We start from the raw sequence: 16,579 nt of genomic DNA, 5'->3' as shown, positions 1-16,579 counted from the left end.
GGCCCCGCACTTCCATGCGGGGCCTTCTCCATTTCTTTCACAAGCCTAAGCCCGCGTATCAGTCGTCGTCGGACTTCAACGCCGCGCCTAGGATATCGCCCAGCGATGCGCCCGAGTCGGACGAGCCATACTGCTGCACGGCCTCTTTCTCTTCGGCGATCTCGCGGGCCTTGATCGACAGGCCCAGACGGTGCGATTTGGCGTCCACGTTGGTTACGCGCACATCGACCTTGTTACCGACCGAGAAACGCTCGGGGCGTTGTTCGGCGCGGTCACGCGACAGGTCGGAGCGGCGGATGAAGGACTTCATGCCCTCATATTCCACTTCGACGCCGCCGTCCTCGATCGAGGTCACCTCAACGGTGATGATCGAGCCGCGCTTTACGCCGCCGACCGCCTCGGCGAACTTGTCGCCGCCCAGGTTCTTGATCGAGAGCGAAATGCGCTCCTTGTCGGTGTCGACCTCAGAGACAACCGCCTGAACGGTATCGCCCTTGCGGTAGTTCTGGATCGCATCCTCGCCACGCTCGTCCCAGCTGATGTCGCTGAGGTGAACCATGCCGTCGATTTCGCCTTCGAGGCCGATGAACAGACCGAATTCGGTGATGTTCTTGACCTCGCCCTCGACTTCGGTGCCCTCGGGGTGTGTTTCTGCAAACACTTCCCACGGGTTGCGCATGGTCTGCTTGAGACCAAGTGAAACGCGGCGCTTGGCCTGGTCGATTTCCAGAACCATGACCTCAACCTCTTGCGAGGTGGACACGATCTTGCCGGGATGCACGTTCTTTTTGGTCCAGGACATCTCGCTGACGTGAACCAGACCTTCGACGCCCGGCTCCAGCTCGACGAATGCACCGTAGTCGGTGATGTTGGTGACGCGACCCGTATGGCTGGATTCCAGCGGGTATTTCGCGGCAACCATATCCCACGGATCTTCCTGAAGCTGCTTCATGCCAAGGCTGATACGGTGGGTTTCTTTGTTGATCTTGATGACTTGCACCTTGACCGTCTCGCCGATGGCGAGGATCTCGGACGGGTGGTTCACGCGGCGCCATGCCATGTCGGTGACGTGCAGCAGGCCGTCAACACCGCCCAGATCGACGAATGCGCCGTATTCAGTGATGTTCTTGACGACGCCGTCGACATTGTCGCCCTCGGTCAGCTTGCCGATGACTTCGGCGCGCTGCTCGGCGCGGGACTCTTCGAGGATCGCACGACGCGATACCACGATGTTGCCACGGCGGCGGTCCATTTTCAGAACCTGGAACGGCTGCTTAAGGCCCATCAGCGGGCCAGCGTCACGCACGGGGCGCACATCAACCTGGCTGCCGGGCAGGAACGCAACAGCGCCGCCCAGATCGACGGTAAAGCCACCTTTGACGCGGCCAAAGATAGCGCCTTCGACGCGCTCTTCTGCGGCGTATGCCTTTTCCAGACGGTCCCATGCTTCTTCGCGGCGGGCCATTTCACGGCTGATGACAGCCTCGCCACGCGAGTTTTCGGCCGAGCGCAGGAACACTTCAACTTCGTCGCCGACGTTGATGTTCGGCTGCTCGCCGGGATCTGCGAATTCTTTGAGGTCGACGCGGCCTTCCATCTTGTAGCCAACGTCGATGATGGCCTGGCCCGCTTCGACAGCGATGACCTTGCCTTTGACGACTGAGCCCTCTTCGGGCGTGTCCATTTCGAAGCTTTCGTTCAGGAGGGCTTCGAATTCCTCCATAGATGTATCTTGAGCCATGTGGTCTCGGATTCCTTTATGGTTTTTTGCGGGCCGTGCGGTTGTCTCCGCCGGTCTTGGGGTTTCATTGGTCAGACGATGTGCAAAACGCCGAAAGAGGCCCGTATCCGGGGCCCTGCTCGATTCTTCCGAGTATGCGGTAATTACCGCCTTGGTGACAGGCGCGCGTATATGCCGGGCGGACCGGAATGGCAAGGGCGACTCAGGCCTGCTGCACGCGCATCACCTCGGCGATGGCGGCGGCGACGGCCTGCTCGATGGTGAGCGTCGAGGTGTCCAATAGCACGGCGTCGTTAGCGGGTATCAGTGGGGCGGCTGAGCGAGCGCTGTCGCGCGCGTCGCGTTGGCGCAGGTCGTCCAGCACCTCGCCGTAGGTGATATCGTGACCGGTGCTGACCAACTCGGTCAGGCGACGCGCGGCGCGCACGTCGTCGGTGGCCGTGACATATAGCTTCACGTCCGCATCGGGGCAGATCACCGTGCCGATATCGCGCCCGTCCAGTACCGCACCGCCTGAGCGGGCGGCGAATGCGCGCTGGAAGTCGATCAGCGCCTCGCGCACCTCGGGGATCGCAGCGACGCGGCTGGCGGCCTGACCGACCTCCGGCGTGCGCAGATCGCGTGCCTCAAGGTCGTGCGGCTGAAGGCTGCGCGCGGCCTCGACGGCGTCGGTGCCATCCAGCGTGCGCCGGCCGGTCGCGCGATAGAGCAGGCCGGTATCCAGATGGGCAAAGCCGAAATGCGCCGCAAGGCGACGCCCGACCGTGCCTTTGCCCGCCGCTGCGGGGCCATCGATAGCGATAGTGAATGCCATTGTCGCGCGTCCTTCGTCGATACCCTGTCCTTGGGTAGAGCATGGCCGCTTGCGCCTCAAGCGACGAGGGCGGAAAAATGCGCCACCGGCGGTGCGTGGCCGTAGCGGCCGGGCGGCTTGGCCATAGGCGCGCCTTGGATATTTGGATCAAGAGAAAGCAGAAGGGCACGCGTTGACCATAGCGTTGTGCCAAGAAGCGGCGGGAGCCACTCTTGCATGAGGGACGTCATGGGCCGATAGTTGGTCGCGGACCGGTCGGTCGTGGGATTTACCAAGAAGAGAGCGCAATGAGCACGGCGGCTTGGAGCAGAATCGCGCCGGAAGGTGGGCGTCCCTTCGTCAAGATGCACGGGCTGCGCAATCACTTTGTGATCGTGGACGGCCGGGATGCCCCTTATGCGCCAAGCGAGGCTGCGATTGCGCGCATCTGCGATGTGCAGGTCGGCGTGGGCGGGGATCAACTGCTGATCATCCAGCACTCGGACCGGGCTGATGCTTTTCTGCGGATACTGAATATCGACGGGCGCGAGGTGTCGGCCTGTGGCAACGCGACCCGCTGCGCTGCGTGGCTGCTGCTGGAAGAGACCGGGCGCGATGGCGTGACGCTGGAGACGGGGGCGGGCGTCTTGCGCTGCGCCCGTGCAGGGCCGTGTGAAGTCAGTGTGCAGATGGGGCGCATCGTGCATGATTGGCAGGCCATTCCGCTGGCGCGCGCGGTCGATACGCTGGATCTGCCGCTGGTGCATGGGCCGCTGGCGCGCGGGGTGGCATCCTACATCGGCAACCCGCATGTCACGTTTTTTGTGTCCGACCTTGCCGCGCTGGATGTTGCCGCGTTGGCCCATCCGGTGCTGAGCGATCCGCTGTTTCCCGAGCAGGTGAATGTGGGTCTGGCCGAGGTGACCGGGGTGGCGTCGCTGCGATTGCAGGCGTATGAGCGACCTGGAATACTGACCGGGGCCTGCGGCACCGGTGCTTGCGTCGCGGTGCGTGCCGCACGTCTGCGCGGACTGGTCGGGCCGGGGCGGATCCGCGTGGAAATGGGCGCGGGCGCGGTGATCGTCGACGTCTCGGATACCGGCGACGCTGTCATGACCGGGCCGGTCGCGTTTTGCTACAGCGGCCGTTTGCCGCGCGAACTGGAAGGGACGGTATGAGCGAACCGATGATCGTCATCGAAGGGGTCAGCAAGACCTATCGCATGAAAGGCCGCCCTGATGTGCGCGCGCTCGACAATGTCAGCAATTGTATAGCGCGAGGCGAGGTTGTGGTGATTATCGGGCCTTCGGGGTCGGGTAAGTCCACGCTGCTGCGTGCGCTGAACGGGCTTCAGCCGGTGGATGAGGGCCGCATCGTGATAGACGGGATCGAGGTTACGAACCGCAAGACCGACATCAACAAGCTGCGCGCCGAGGTCGGCATGGTGTTCCAGCATTTCAACCTCTTTCAGCACAAGAGCGCGCTGGAGAATATCGTATTGCCCCAGATTATCGTCGCCAAGCGCAGCCGCGCCGAGGCCGAGAGCATCGCGCGCGATTTGCTGAAAAAGGTCGGGCTGCCGGACGTCGAGGCCAGCTATCCGGTCATGCTGTCGGGCGGCCAACAGCAGCGCATCGCCATCGCGCGGTCGCTGGCGATGAAGCCCAAGGTAATGCTGTTTGACGAGGCCACATCGGCGCTGGACCCCGAAACCGTCGGCGGCGTGCTGGAGCAGATGCGCGCCCTGGCCGCCGAGGGGATGACCATGGCAGTCGTCACGCATGAGATGGGGTTCGCCCGCGAGGCGGCGGATCGGGTCATCTTCATGGATGGCGGTGCGATCGTCGAGGAAAACACTCCGGTCGCATTTTTCGACAACCCCCGCACTAACCGGGCGCAGGATTTCCTGAGCCAGATCCTGTAGCCCCTACAAGTTCAACCAAGGAGGAGAAAACGCAATGAAACTGAAATCCCTTATCGCAGGCCTGATCGGTGGTGCCGTCATGGCCGCCGCAGCGACCGTATCGCTGGCCGAAACCACGATGGAAAAAATCGTGCGCACGGGCGAGATGACCATCGCCGTGCAGACCCAAGGGCCCCCCGTCAGCTTTATCGACAAGAATGGCGAGCGCACGGGCCTTGCCATCGAACTGGCGCAGATGATGGCCGACGACATGGGCGTCAAGCTGGTCGTGCAGGATTATGACTGGAAGGGCTTGATCCCCGCGCTGACCTCGGGCAAGGCCGATTTCATCGCCGCTGACATGACGCCGACCGCGCAGCGTTCGATGCAGATCATGTTCACCGAGCCGGTATTTTTTGCCGAAACGGTCGCCTTCACCAAGGAAGGGTCGGACTACACCAAGTGGCAGGATCTGAACAGTGCGGACGTCTCGCTGGCGGCCACGCAGGCGTCGTCCTATGCGGCAGCGGCGCGCAAGTTCCTGCCTGATGCCGAGCTCAAGGAATTCTCGGGCGGTACCGCGCAGGCGGTTCAGGCCGTGATGTCTGGCCGCGCGACTGCGGGCGTGACCGACAAGGCGACGCTGTCAGGTTTTCAGTCGTCGATTGAAGGCATCGTGCTGCTCGACGGCGAGCTGAACAAGGAGCCGCTTGGTTTTGCTGTGCGTCCCGATTCCGTGCATCTGCTGAACAGCCTCGACAACTACATGCGCCTGATCCGTATCGATGGGCGTCTGGACGAAAAGATCGCTTACTGGTGGAACTCCACCGATTGGGAAGCCGATCACAAGTGATCAAACAGGACAGGGGCCAACGCGGCCCCTGTCCATTTTTCGCTGAGATTACAGACAGGATCGCGCCCCGCTGATGATGTGGCTTCAGGATTATTTCAACCTCAGGCTGGTGCTGGAATATGCCGATGTCTTTGCGGCGGGCATTTGGCAGACGCTGTGGATTTCTGCCATCTGCCTCGTGCTGTCGCTGATTCTGGGCACGGTGCTGGCGCTGGGGCGCATGTCGACAAATCCAGCCATCTGGCGGCCTGTTGCGGGATATATCCAGTTCATCCGCTCGACGCCTTTGCTGGTGCAGATCTACCTTGTCTATTACGGCCTGCCGGTGATCATGCCGGCGGGAATGCTGTTTGATGAGGTGCAATCAGGCATCATCGCGCTGACGCTGCACACGTCGCCCTATATGGGCGAAATCATCCGCGCCGGGATCGGCTCGGTGGCAAGGGGCCAGATAGAGGGCGCGCTGTCGGTCGGCATGACGCCGCGCCAGACGATGCGCTACGTCACGCTACCGCAGGCTATTGCAAACGTAATGCCGCCGCTGCTGGGTCAGACGGCGGTACTAATCAAGGACACGTCGCTGCTCAGCATCATCGCGGTGTTTGAGCTGCTGGGCGCGGGCCTGTTGATGTTCTCGGAAACGGTCGTGGCAACCGAAAGCTATGTCACCGTCGCCGTCTGCTATCTGGGCATATACGCCATGATGCTGGTGCTGTCGGGCATGGTTCAGAACCGTCTGGGCGGCAGCGCCTGGAAAGCGAATTGAGGGGGGCGCGGCATGGAATGGATCGCTGACAAGTGGGGCATTATCGTCGCCCTTTACCCGTTCCTCTTCAAGGGGTTGTGGCTGACCTTCCAGATATCAATCATCGCGATCGTCATCGGCTCGGCCATCGGCTTTGTTCTGGGCGTGGCCAAGACGATGGGTCTGCGCGTGCTGAACGGGGTGATCAACCTCTACCTGCACCTGTTGCGCGGATCGCCCTACCTCGTGCAGCTTTATATCGTTTATTTCGTGCTGCCCGCGACGGGCATCGCGTGGTTGTCGTTCGACAGCTATACGGCGGCGGTCGTGTCGCTATCGCTCTATACGTCCAGCTACGTGACGGAAATCGTGGCCGCCGCAATCAACGCCGTTCCCAGCGGTCAGGCCGAGGCGGCGCGGTCGGTGGGTATGACAAGGATGCAGACCTATCGCCATATCGTCGTACCGCAAGCGCTGAAGCTGACGATCCCGCCGATGGCTAGTATCTACGTCATCGTGATCAAGAGCACAGCGGTTCTGTCGGTCATCGGCATCGCCGAACTAACGCGGCAGGGCGAGGTGGCGATCATGCGGATGCCGGGTGATATCCTGTTCATCTACAGCCTGATAGCGGCGTTTTACTTTATCTACTGCTATCCGATGCTGCGCCTGTCGAAATGGGCCGAAGGGCGGTTCGGGACCACGGGCGGCGGCGATACCTGAGGCTGACTATCCGGCGGCGCGGGTCAGGGCCTGTTCCAGATCGGCGATCAGATCGCTCGCATCCTCAATCCCGATGGACAGGCGCAGAAGGTTCGGATGCACGACAAAGCCGGGGCCGGACACGGTTTTGCGATGCTCAATCAGGCTTTCGACGCCGCCGAGGGACGTGGCGGGGTAGAACAGCGCGCAGTGGCGCGCGGTGTCTATGGCTGTTCGCTCGCTGCCGTTGGTGATGATCGACAGCATACCGCCACAAAGGCCGCCAGTTTGCCGCGCGGCGATAGCGTGACCCGGATGCGACGGCAGGCCCGGATAAAGGACCGTTTGCAGCAGTGGATGCCCTTGGAAATGATGCGCGATGGCCAGCGCGCTGGCGCTCTGACGCTCGACCCGCAGCATGAGCGTGCGCATGCCGCGCACCAGCAGCCACGCGTCAAAGCTGTGCAGCACCGTGCCTTGTAGGGTGCGGATGGACGCGACTTCATTCCATATCGCGTCCGGCTCGCGCACCGATAAGGCGCCAGCCGTAACGTCAGAATGACCGTTCAGATATTTCGTGGCCGAGTGGAACGATATGTCGGCACCCAGATCCAGCGCCCGCGTGCAGGGCGGCGGCGTCGCGGTGCAATCGGTGGCAAGGCGCGCGCCCGCGTCATGGGCAATCTGGGCGGCGGCGGCGATGTCGGTGACGGTCCAGTCGGGATTGCTGGGCGTCTCGACCCAGACCAGCGCGGTTTCGCCGGGGTGCATTGCTGCTCGCATGGCGTCCAGATCGCCGACGGGGTGAAAGCTGACGCTGAGCCGCCCGGAACTCTGATGTTTGCGCAGCTGATGCAAAACGCCATGATACATGACGTCCGGGGCCACCACATGCGCGCCCATTGGTAGCGCGTCCAGAAACGCGTTTGCCGCCGACATGCCGGACGCGAAGAGCAGGGTAGAGGTCGCACCTTCGATATCGGCGATGACGGCTTCGGCCAGTTCGGTCGTCTCGTTGCTGTCGCGGCGGTAGATATAGGGCTGGCGCGGGGCGTAGTCTGGCCCACGCGCATAGGTCGCCGAGGGTTGGATTGCCGGGGTGACGGCACCTGTACGCGCCTCAACGTGATGGAGCGCCTGCGCGAGGCGCGTCGCCGGGGCGAGGGGGCGGTTGCGACGATCGGTCGTCATGGGCGGACCTTTTGCGGGTTTGGCTGGTGGCGGAGCCTTCGGCGAGAGTATTTTCGGAACAGTGAAAGCCGGGCGCGGATATGGGCCGCGCCCGGTGTGGTTGTTAGCCCAGCGCATCCGAGCAACGCTGACAGGTGCCGGGATGCTTGTGCGTGCCGACATCCGGCAGGATCTTCCAGCAGCGCAGGCATTTGTCGCCGGGCGCCTTGTGGAAGGTGACGGATACGCCGTCCGCTTCGGGTAGTTGGAAGGCGTCCTTGGGGCCGCTACCGTCGCTGAGGGTGACGGCGGAGGTGATGCAGACATCCTCGAACGGGACGGATTTCAGGGCGGTCAGCATGCCCTCGTCGTTGACATAGACGTCTGGCGCGGCCTCCAGTGAGGAGCCGATGACCTTGTTTGTGCGCTCAACCTCAAGCGCCGCTGTTACAACGCGGCGGGCCTGGCGGATGCCTGACCATTTGGTGGCAAGCTCGGGGTTCAGCCAGCTCTGCGGCGTTTCCGGCATGTCCTGAAGGTGCAGGGATGAGCCGGGGCCGGGGAAGCGCTCCAGCCAGACTTCCTCCATGGTAAAGACCATGACCGGGGCGAGCCACGTTGTGAGGCGGTGGAACAGCAGGTCCAGAACGGTGCGCGCGGCCCGGCGGCGGGTGCTGTCGCCGTCGCAATAAAGCACATCCTTGCGCACGTCGAAATAGAAGGCCGAGAGGTCAAGCGTGCAGAAGTTCAGGAGCGCTTGTGTGACGCCTTGGAAGTCGTAGGCGGCGTATCCGTCGCGCACGCGGGTATCCAACTCGGCCATGCGGTGGAGAACCCATTGTTCCAGCTCGGGCATGTCAGATGGTTCGATGCGGTCAGCCTCGTCGAAATGCGTCAGCGCGCCCAAGAGGAAGCGCATGGTATTGCGCATCCGGCGATAGCTGTCGGCAACGCCCTTGAGGATTTCCGGCCCGATCCGCAGATCGCCGGTGTAGTCCGATTGAGCGACCCACAGGCGCAGGATATCGGCGCCGTATTGTTTGGTCACGTCCTCGGGGGACACGGTATTGCCGACCGATTTGGACATCTTGTTGCCCTTGGCGTCCAGCGTGAAGCCGTGGGTCAGCACGCCGCGATAGGGCGCGCGCCCCATCGTGCCGCAAGCCTGCAACATTGACGAGTGGAACCAGCCGCGATGCTGGTCGGTGCCCTCTAGGTAGAGATCGGCCAACCCGTCCTCGGACCCATCCTCGCGGTCGCGCAGAACGAAGGCGTGGGTGGAGCCGGAGTCGAACCAGACGTCGAGGATGTCGTCGACCTTGTCCCACTCATCGGGATTCACGATGCCCGACAGGAAGCGCTCTTTGGCGCCCTCCTTGTACCATGCATCGGCGCCCTCGGCCTCGAACGCCTCCAGAACGCGGGCGTTCACCTCTTCGTTTTTCAGCAGGAAATCGTCGTCGGTCGGTAGCGCGCCCTTTTTGGTAAAGCAGGTCAGCGGCACGCCCCACGCGCGCTGGCGCGACAGCACCCAATCGGGGCGCGCCTCGATCATGGAATACAGGCGATTGCGGCCCTTTTGCGGGGTCCACTTGACCAACTCGTCGATGGAGGTCAGCGCGCGCTCGCGGATCGTGGTGCCGTAGGTGTCCTGCCCGTCGCCCACAGGGCGGTCGATGGCGGCGAACCATTGGGGCGTGTTGCGGAAGATGATCGGCGCCTTGGAGCGCCAGCTATGGGGATAGCTGTGGGTCGTGCGGCCGCGCGCGATGATGCCGCCCGCCTCGACCAGCTTGTCGATGACGGCGGGGTTTGCCTTGCTTTCCTTGCCCTTGCGGTCGAACACCTGAAGGCCCGCAAAGAAGGGGACGTGATCCAGAAATTCGGATTCCTCGCCGACGTTATGGGTCATCTCCTTGATCCAGCCGCGTTTTACGAACGCCTCATAATCGTCGGCGCCGTGGCTGGGCGCGGTGTGAACAAACCCGGTGCCGGCGTCGTCGGTGACGTGGTCGCCGTCGATCATCGGCACAGGGTAGTCCCAGAAGCCATCTGCGCCCTCCATACCCGCGAAGGGGTGACAGAGTTTCAAGCTGTGCAGTTGCCCAGCGCTCACATCGCGCAGCCTTGTATGTCCGGTCACGCGCGCCTTGGCCAGCGTTTCCTCAGCCAGCGTGTCGGCAAAAAGGTAGAGATCGCCGGGGTTGGTCCAGCTTTCCTCTTCGGTGGCGTCCACGCGGTAGAGGCCGTAGACGATCGAGGGGTTGAACGCGACTGCCTTGTTGGACGGTATTGTCCATGGCGTGGTCGTCCAGATCACGACGCGGGCACCCATGATGTCGTCTAGACGTTCATCTCCCTCGGCCGAAGCCTCATTTACCGAGAACGCCACCCAGATCGTGTGGCTCTTGTGATCGTGATACTCGACCTCCGCCTCGGCCAGTGCGGTCTTTTCCACCGGCGACCACATCACCGGCTTGGACCCTTGATAAAGCGTGCCGGTCATCAGGAACTTCTGAAATTCCTCCGCGATGATCCGCTCGGCGCGGAAATCCATCGTGAGGTAGGGGTTTTCCCATTTTCCGGTGACGCCGAGTCGCTTAAATTCATTCCGTTGGATGTCGATCCAGCCGTCGGCGAACTTGCGGCATTCCTGACGGAAATCGACGATGTCGACCTCGTCCTTGTTTTTGCCCTTGGCGCGGTATTGCTCTTCGATCTTCCACTCGATGGGCAGGCCGTGGCAATCCCAGCCGGGGATGTAGCGCGCGTCGCGGCCCATCATCTGCTGGGAGCGAACGACCATATCCTTGAGGATCTTGTTCAGCGCGTGGCCGATATGCAAATGGCCGTTGGCGTAGGGCGGGCCGTCATGCAGGGTGAAGGGCGTGCGCGCGCCGGGGTTTGCGGCGGCCTTTTCGCGCAGGCGGTCGTAGATACCGATTTCGTCCCAGCGAGCCAGCCATTCCGGCTCGCGCTTGGGCAGGCCTGCGCGCATCGGAAAGTCGGTCTGGGGCAGGTTCAGCGTGTCTTTGTACTCGGGCGTGTTCTGGGGCGTGTCGGCGCACATTTCGGGCGTCCTTTATCTCGGATCGGCGTGAGGATATGATGGGGCGGCGCGATGGGTTCGAACGCCTTGTCCCGGCGGCTCAGGTGTCAGAGCGCCGGGCATGTAATTCGGATGATGATCGCTATGTTGCACATCATGGCCGCGTTATAGGGCGGCGCTGCGCCCGCGTCCAGAGGGCGCGCGGCTGCGGTAATTTGGCCTATGGCGGCACGGCTGCCAAGGGTCGAGAGTGAATGTGAAGGAGACGCATCATGGTCAAACCGTTGGAGCAATTTGACATCACGCGTGACCAGATCCAGAGGGTCGTGACACGGTTTTATGCGCAGGTGCGGCGCGATCCGGTGCTGGGGCCTGTATTTGGCGCACATATCGCGCCGGACGGATGGCCCGCGCACGAAGAGAAAATCGCCCGATTCTGGGCGAACGCCATTCTGCGCGAGCGGTGTTATGACGGTAATCCGATGCAGGTCCACGAGGCGGCGAGCGATGTGCATGCCGAGCATTTTCCTGTTTGGCTGGGCCTTTTCGATACCATCCTGACCGAGGAATTGCCCGACATCACCGCGCGCCGCTGGTCCGCGTTGGCGCACCGGATCGGGCGCGGCTTTCAGGTGGGACTAAAGATGCGCGCGCCGCCGGGGGCGGTGCCAAACCTGCGTTAAAGCGTTTCGCCTTTAACCTGAAGCATCGGATAAAGGCGAAACGCGCGCAACGCTGATATGTCGCGCGCGTTTCGCGAAAATCCCCGATTCAGGTTTTTCGCGAAACGCTTTAGCTGGGGAAAAGCCCGCTGAGCGCCGTGGTGATAATGCGGCGCACCTTGGGGCGTTTGCCCGGCGAAAAGGGCAGGGGGCGGCAGACCTCCATCGCGGCAACGCCGACGCGGGCCGTCAGCGCGCCGTTGATTACGCCCTCGCCGAAGCGGCGCGAGATTTTCGACAAAAGGCTACCGCCCGCGACGCTGGAGATCACGTCATCGCCTACCGCCACGGCGCCCGTGGCGACGAGGTGGGTCAACACAGCGCGCGTGAGGCGCAGACTGCCCAACGTGCCAGAGCGCCCGCCATAGATTTCGGCGATACGGCGGATCATGCGAATGTTGGCGCTGAGCGCGACAATTAAATCCGCCAGCGCAATAGGGACCAGCGCAGTAACGGCAGCGACCTGCCGCGCGGCGCCTTCGACCTGTCGCAAGGCCGCGGCATCAAGCGGGACCAGCAGCTCGGCCTCGGCCAGTGCCAAAAGGGTGCTGGCGTCGAACTGATCGCCGCGCTGCTCGGCCAGTCGCTCGCGGCCCCAGCGCGTATCCTCGCGGCCTGTATAGAGCTTGACCAAATCGTTGGTCAACTCGCGTGCGGCGGGCAGATCGTCATCGGCCAGCGCAGTATCGGCCTTGCGATGAAGTGCGTCGATCCTGCCCAGCCGGGCAAAGGCGGCCAATTCGCGCAGGGCGATAGCGACGAGGACCAGAATAAAGGCGGCCAGCAGCGCGGTCACGGCGTAACCCAGCGCCGGCACTCGCGTGATCAGGCTTGTTGCAAAATCCCACGCGGCGAGCGAGATGGCGAAGGTCAGGATTGCGCCCAGCAGCCCCCAGAAAAGCCGTGCCAGACGCGACGGGCGGCGCGCGGCCAGCGCTGCGAAGGTCTGCATCGCGCGCCCATCGGGCGGGGTCGGCAGGTCAGGCTCGGGGACTGGCGGTGCCTCGGACGGGGCGGCGCGGGGGGCGTCCTCGTCCAGATCGAAAAGGATGGGGCCTTTGGGGCGGCTCATATCGCAGCGCTCCTGTCTTGGTGCCAGATCATTTGGATTTCCGGCAGTCGTTCGTCGTTGTAAGCACCGCAGCCGCGCGCATGTTCGGCAAAGCCCTGGGTCATGTAGAAAATGCGCGCATCCTCATTTGCCTCGGCCACCCAAAGTTCCAGCCGCGGCGCGGCGCGCTTGGCATCATTCAGCAGGGCGCGACCCATACCCATCCCTTGCGCGCGTGGATGCACATAGAGCGCGTGGACCCGAGCACCGTCGCGCGCGATAAAGGCAGCGGGGCCTCGCGCGTCGCGCAACACCCTCACCCAGCCGCGCCGTGTAATGCGGGCCATCACGCGCAGATCGGTGCGGTAGGGGCGCACGCGCGGCAGCCATGGGGTGCGATGGATGAAATCCCATAGGATCGCGGTCATCTGCGGGACGTGCCACAACCGCGCGCGGGCGGGGCGGGCCCCATTCACAGCCGGTCCCCGATCAGGAACTGCGCGGCGCGGTCGAGGCGGATATGGGGCGGCCCCATGCCGGGTTTCAGCGCCAGCGGGGCGGGGGCGAATTTCATGATCTGATAGTCGCGGTCCAGCCACGCCTCATGCCCCTGCCGCGCCGCTGCGATCAGCGAGGCGGGGCTGTCCGGCAGCGCGCCGGGATAAAACGCGGCCTGTTTGCCGGGACTACCATCCGGTCCCAGCAACGTGCCGCGTACGCAATCCAGCGTTTCGCCCTCATGTTCGCGCGTTTCCTCGACGGTGGCGCGCAGCGAGGCGAGGGCGATGGCTGCCGTCTCGGACCCCTTGAAGTCGGCGCGCGCGCGCGCCTCGGCCGTAAGGGCCTCCATGAAGGCGGTCAGGCGTGTGTGTTGTTTGTGGTGCAGATGGTCGGCCTTGGTCGCGGCAAAAAGGATCTTTTCGACCCGGCGGCCCAGAAAAAGCCGGCTGAGGAACGCGTTGCGACCGGGGCGGAAGGCGGCGAGGATCTCGGTCATCGTGTCCTGTAAATCGGCCACGGCGGGCGGGCCTGCATGGATCGCTTCGAGCGCGTCGACCAGCACGATCTGGCGGTCGATCCGCGAGAAGTGATCGCGAAAGAACGGCGCGACGACCTGAGACTTATAGGCGTCAAAACGCCTCTCCATCTCGCGCCATAGGCTGCGGCGGCCGGGGCGGTCCGGTTTTGTGATCGGCGCAAAGGTCAGCGCGGGCGAACCCGCCATTTCGCCCGGCAGCAGGAACCGACCCGGCGCGATGCCGCTCAGGCCCTTTTGCCGCGCGGCACCTAGATAGACGGTAAATGTGTCGGCCAGCGCTTTCAGTTGTGGTTCTTCCCACGTGCCTGCGGCGTCAGCGGTCTGCACCTGAGCCAGATACGTCGCGGCGATATCGCGGCGCTCCATCTGGGCCAAGGTCGCATCGCTCCACTCGGAGTAGGATTTTTCCATCAGCGCGAGGTCCAGCAACCATTCGCCGGGATAATCGACGATATCGACATGGATCGTGCGTGGCCCGGTCAGCCCGGCCAAAAGGCCAGCGGGGCGCACGCGTAAGGACAGCCGCAGTTCGGATATGGCGCGGGTGCTTTCGGGCCAGTGGGGTGCCGGCGCAGTCAGCGCGGCGAGGTGCGATTCAAAGTCGAAACGCGGTACGGTATCGTCGGGTTGCGGTTGCAGGAAGGCGGCGGCAATGCGCCCCTCGCTGGCAGCGACGAGGCCGGGCATGCGTCCCCGTTCCAGCAGGTTGGCGACGAGCGAGGTAATGAACACCGTCTTGCCCGCCCGCGCTAGGCCGGTGACGCCGATGCGGATCACAGGCTCGAAAAACGTCTCCGAGACAGTGCCGGAAATGCGCTCGGCTCCACGGGTGAGGCCGTCGGCCAGTGTCGAGATGCCCAATGTGCGGCCCTTTCGCTGCTGCCTCGGACCCATAGATAACGGCGGTGCGGCAGGGTTTCCAGAGGCGTCGCGCGATGGGGCGATGCCTTTGGCAAGAGTATTTTGAGAACGGTGAACGCGAGTGGGCGCTTTAATCGGCATGGGAATTGGAGTAAGCGCCGGGCCATGTCGAGATTTGCATTGAAAGTCGAGTATCACGGGGGGCCGTTCGCGGGCTGGCAGCGTCAGCGCGACCAGCCGTCTGTGCAGGGCGCCATCGAGGCCGCGCTGGCGCGACTGGAGCCGGGGCCGCACAAAATTGCTGCTGCCGGTCGTACGGATGCCGGGGTGCACGCGTTGGAGCAGGTGGCGCATTGCGATCTGGCCAAGGATTGGACGCCGTTTCGCCTGATGGCAGCGCTGAATTATCATCTGAAGCCTCAGCCGGTGGCGATCGTGGATTGCGCCGAGGTCAGCGACGACTGGCACGCGCGGTTTTCCGCGATGGAACGGCGGTATCTGTTTCGCCTGTTGATGCGCCGCGCGCCTGCGACGCATGATGCCGGGCTGGTCTGGCAAGTGTCGCATGGGTTGAACCTGGCGGCGATGCGCGAAGCGGCGGTCCATTTTCAGGGGCGACATGATTTCACCACCTTCCGCTCTTCGATTTGCCAGGCGGCGAGTCCGGTCAAGACGCTGGATACAGTGGAGATCCAGCAATATGTTGGACCCGGAGGACCGGAGTTGCGGTTTCATTTGCGGGCGCGTTCGTTTCTTCACAACCAGGTGCGCAGCATCGTTGGCACGCTGGAGCGCGTCGGGCACGGTACGTGGACGCCGGACGATGTGCGCGCTGCGCTGGAAGCGAGGGATCGCGCCGCTTGCGGGCCAGTCTGCCCTCCGCAGGGCCTTTACCTTGCGGGGGTGGAATACCCCGAGGATCCGTTTGGCACGCATTAGGCTTTGCGCTGATGGAAACGGGACGTTAGGAAAGAGCCGCGCGGCTCCGTAGCTCAACTGGATAGAGCAAGGACCTTCTAAGTCCGAGGTTGAGGGTTCAAGTCCTTCCGGGGCCGCCAAAAGGCTTCCAGTTGTCCAAGTCAGATAGGACCGATGCTGAACAATAACTTCCCCAACAACCTGAAGCTTTTGTGTAGCTATGCAAAATCGATTACTCAGGTCTGCGAGCGGTTGGCCATCAATCGACAGCAATTCCATCGTTATCTGAATGGCACAAGCCGCCCGTCTCTGACCAACATGCAATCCATATGCGACTATTTCGGCGTGGAAGAGCATGAGATCCTGATGGACCAGAATGCCTTTCGCCAACTTGTCGCACTTCGCAAACCGCAAGGGCCCGAGGTCGACCCTTTTGGCGAATACATTTCCAAGCTGCACCGGATTAACCCGTCCGCATCCCGCGATATGGCCGAGTATATCGGGTATTACAGATGCTATTATCGACCCGTCGAATTTCCCGGCAAAATCCAATGCTCGTTGATGCGGCTCTTTTCCGAGCGCGGGTTCACCTATCTAAAGAATATCGAAAATTATGCATTGGCCAAACGCCGGGCGCGGCGGATGCTGAAATACACCGGCGTCGCCTTTCACACCGGCGAGCGGATTTTCGTGCATGAACGCGAGCAGAAGGCGGGGCAGATGATGTGGACGACCATTCTGTACCCCGCGCGGATGGATCAGGTCGCTATTCTGACCGGCCTCAGCCTTGGGATCAGCAGCGCCACCAGCCGTGATATTGCCTGCTACCGAGTGGTTTGGGAAGCCTTGGGGGAGGACATCGACCTTCGCGCGACGCTGTCGGCATGTGGTCTGTTCGATAAGGATGATCCGGCGATTCCAGAGGATATTCGCAATGCCACCGCCAATGATATGTCCGCCGGTGAAGATGGCTTTGTAGGACATCCTTGGCAGGTTTTTTAGGCATCCATGATCTGACTGTCGCTACTTGTA

15 protein-coding genes and 1 tRNA gene are annotated in these 16,579 nt (G+C 62.8%); 9 read left to right on the top strand and 7 right to left on the bottom strand.

Features of this window, described 5'->3' with window-relative positions; translation table 11 throughout:
• Nucleotides 1-58: 58 nt before the first annotated feature.
• Both rpsA and U3654_RS14910 read right to left on the bottom strand, forming a co-directional pair.
• Nucleotides 59-1,753: a 30S ribosomal protein S1 gene (gene rpsA / locus U3654_RS14915; protein ID WP_416384596.1), complete on the bottom strand. Its 1,695-nt coding sequence runs from the start codon at nt 1,751-1,753 to the stop codon at nt 59-61.
• A gap of 190 nt (nt 1,754-1,943) precedes the next feature.
• Nucleotides 1,944-2,555: a d(CMP) kinase gene (locus U3654_RS14910; protein WP_324752339.1), complete on the bottom strand. Its 612-nt coding sequence runs from the start codon at nt 2,553-2,555 to the stop codon at nt 1,944-1,946.
• Between the two features lie 287 nt (nt 2,556-2,842).
• Between U3654_RS14910 and dapF the strand changes: the two genes are divergently transcribed.
• The 5 genes from dapF (at nt 2,843) to U3654_RS14885 (ending at nt 6,758) form a co-directional block, all read left to right on the top strand.
• The gene (gene dapF, locus U3654_RS14905) at nt 2,843-3,712 is read left to right on the top strand and encodes a diaminopimelate epimerase (protein WP_324752338.1); all 870 of its coding nucleotides are present in this window, start codon (nt 2,843-2,845) and stop codon (nt 3,710-3,712) included.
• Between the two features lie 8 nt (nt 3,713-3,720).
• Complete coding sequence (locus U3654_RS14900) at nt 3,721-4,458, top strand: amino acid ABC transporter ATP-binding protein (protein ID WP_416384595.1); 738 nt, start codon at nt 3,721-3,723, stop codon at nt 4,456-4,458.
• Nucleotides 4,459-4,492: 34 nt separating this feature from the next.
• The gene (locus U3654_RS14895) at nt 4,493-5,290 is read left to right on the top strand and encodes a transporter substrate-binding domain-containing protein (RefSeq protein WP_324752336.1); all 798 of its coding nucleotides are present in this window, start codon (nt 4,493-4,495) and stop codon (nt 5,288-5,290) included.
• Nucleotides 5,291-5,363: 73 nt separating this feature from the next.
• Entirely contained in the window at nt 5,364-6,056 is a 693-nt protein-coding gene (locus tag U3654_RS14890) for an amino acid ABC transporter permease (RefSeq protein WP_324752335.1), read from the top strand.
• Nucleotides 6,057-6,068: 12 nt separating this feature from the next.
• Entirely contained in the window at nt 6,069-6,758 is a 690-nt protein-coding gene (locus tag U3654_RS14885; protein ID WP_324752334.1) for an amino acid ABC transporter permease, read from the top strand.
• A gap of 6 nt (nt 6,759-6,764) precedes the next feature.
• On the opposite strand, the gene U3654_RS14880 is transcribed toward U3654_RS14885, so the two are convergent.
• Together U3654_RS14880 and ileS are read right to left on the bottom strand one after the other, a co-directional pair.
• The gene (locus U3654_RS14880) at nt 6,765-7,928 is read right to left on the bottom strand and encodes a trans-sulfuration enzyme family protein (protein ID WP_324752333.1); all 1,164 of its coding nucleotides are present in this window, start codon (nt 7,926-7,928) and stop codon (nt 6,765-6,767) included.
• Nucleotides 7,929-8,031: 103 nt separating this feature from the next.
• The gene (gene ileS, locus U3654_RS14875) at nt 8,032-10,977 is read right to left on the bottom strand and encodes an isoleucine--tRNA ligase (RefSeq protein WP_324752332.1); all 2,946 of its coding nucleotides are present in this window, start codon (nt 10,975-10,977) and stop codon (nt 8,032-8,034) included.
• A gap of 251 nt (nt 10,978-11,228) precedes the next feature.
• Between ileS and U3654_RS14870 the strand changes: the two genes are divergently transcribed.
• On the top strand, nt 11,229-11,639 hold the full coding sequence (locus U3654_RS14870; protein ID WP_324752331.1) for a group III truncated hemoglobin: 411 nt from the start codon (nt 11,229-11,231) through the stop codon (nt 11,637-11,639).
• Nucleotides 11,640-11,748: 109 nt separating this feature from the next.
• On the opposite strand, the gene U3654_RS14865 is transcribed toward U3654_RS14870, so the two are convergent.
• The 3 genes from U3654_RS14865 to U3654_RS14855 are packed head-to-tail and all read right to left on the bottom strand — an operon-like array spanning nt 11,749 to nt 14,629.
• Nucleotides 11,749-12,750 carry a TIGR01620 family protein gene (locus U3654_RS14865; protein ID WP_324752330.1) on the bottom strand — a complete coding sequence of 334 codons (1,002 nt, stop codon included), beginning with the start codon at nt 12,748-12,750 and terminating at the stop codon, nt 11,749-11,751.
• Entirely contained in the window at nt 12,747-13,205 is a 459-nt protein-coding gene (locus U3654_RS14860; protein WP_324752329.1) for a GNAT family N-acetyltransferase, read from the bottom strand. The genes U3654_RS14865 and U3654_RS14860 overlap by 4 nt, the downstream gene beginning before the upstream one ends.
• Nucleotides 13,202-14,629 carry a YcjX family protein gene (locus tag U3654_RS14855; protein WP_324752328.1) on the bottom strand — a complete coding sequence of 476 codons (1,428 nt, stop codon included), beginning with the start codon at nt 14,627-14,629 and terminating at the stop codon, nt 13,202-13,204. Before U3654_RS14855 ends, U3654_RS14860 begins: the two co-directional genes overlap by 4 nt.
• A gap of 165 nt (nt 14,630-14,794) precedes the next feature.
• Here U3654_RS14855 and truA point away from each other — a divergent pair, with 165 nt between their 5' ends.
• The 3 genes from truA (at nt 14,795) to U3654_RS14840 (ending at nt 16,549) form a co-directional block, all read left to right on the top strand.
• Nucleotides 14,795-15,568: a tRNA pseudouridine(38-40) synthase TruA gene (truA, locus tag U3654_RS14850; protein WP_324752327.1), complete on the top strand. Its 774-nt coding sequence runs from the start codon at nt 14,795-14,797 to the stop codon at nt 15,566-15,568.
• A gap of 42 nt (nt 15,569-15,610) precedes the next feature.
• Nucleotides 15,611-15,687 (top strand) — tRNA-Arg (locus U3654_RS14845).
• A 34-nt stretch (nt 15,688-15,721) separates the two neighbouring features.
• Complete coding sequence (locus U3654_RS14840) at nt 15,722-16,549, top strand: helix-turn-helix transcriptional regulator (RefSeq protein WP_324752326.1); 828 nt, start codon at nt 15,722-15,724, stop codon at nt 16,547-16,549.
• Nucleotides 16,550-16,579 lie beyond the last annotated feature (30 nt).

Source organism: Roseovarius sp. Pro17 (assembly GCF_035599575.1).
Lineage (GTDB): Bacteria > Pseudomonadota > Alphaproteobacteria > Rhodobacterales > Rhodobacteraceae > Roseovarius.
This window is presented reverse-complemented; position numbering and strand designations above follow the sequence as displayed.

Excerpts from the sequence above, each read along its gene's own strand:
- U3654_RS14910 (WP_324752339.1), bottom strand. The coding sequence starts at position 2,555 with ATGGCATTCACTATCGCTATCGATGGCCCCGCAGCGGCGGGCAAAGGC.
- dapF (WP_324752338.1), top strand. The coding sequence starts at position 2,843 with ATGAGCACGGCGGCTTGGAGCAGAATCGCGCCGGAAGGTGGGCGTCCC.
- U3654_RS14900 (WP_416384595.1), top strand. The coding sequence starts at position 3,721 with ATGATCGTCATCGAAGGGGTCAGCAAGACCTATCGCATGAAAGGCCGC.
- U3654_RS14895 (WP_324752336.1), top strand. The coding sequence starts at position 4,493 with ATGAAACTGAAATCCCTTATCGCAGGCCTGATCGGTGGTGCCGTCATG.
- U3654_RS14890 (WP_324752335.1), top strand. The coding sequence starts at position 5,364 with ATGATGTGGCTTCAGGATTATTTCAACCTCAGGCTGGTGCTGGAATAT.
- U3654_RS14885 (WP_324752334.1), top strand. The coding sequence starts at position 6,069 with ATGGAATGGATCGCTGACAAGTGGGGCATTATCGTCGCCCTTTACCCG.
- U3654_RS14880 (WP_324752333.1), bottom strand. The coding sequence starts at position 7,928 with ATGACGACCGATCGTCGCAACCGCCCCCTCGCCCCGGCGACGCGCCTC.
- ileS (WP_324752332.1), bottom strand. The coding sequence starts at position 10,977 with ATGTGCGCCGACACGCCCCAGAACACGCCCGAGTACAAAGACACGCTG.
- U3654_RS14870 (WP_324752331.1), top strand. The coding sequence starts at position 11,229 with ATGGTCAAACCGTTGGAGCAATTTGACATCACGCGTGACCAGATCCAG.
- U3654_RS14865 (WP_324752330.1), bottom strand. The coding sequence starts at position 12,750 with ATGAGCCGCCCCAAAGGCCCCATCCTTTTCGATCTGGACGAGGACGCC.
- truA (WP_324752327.1), top strand. The coding sequence starts at position 14,795 with ATGTCGAGATTTGCATTGAAAGTCGAGTATCACGGGGGGCCGTTCGCG.
- U3654_RS14840 (WP_324752326.1), top strand. The coding sequence starts at position 15,722 with ATGCTGAACAATAACTTCCCCAACAACCTGAAGCTTTTGTGTAGCTAT.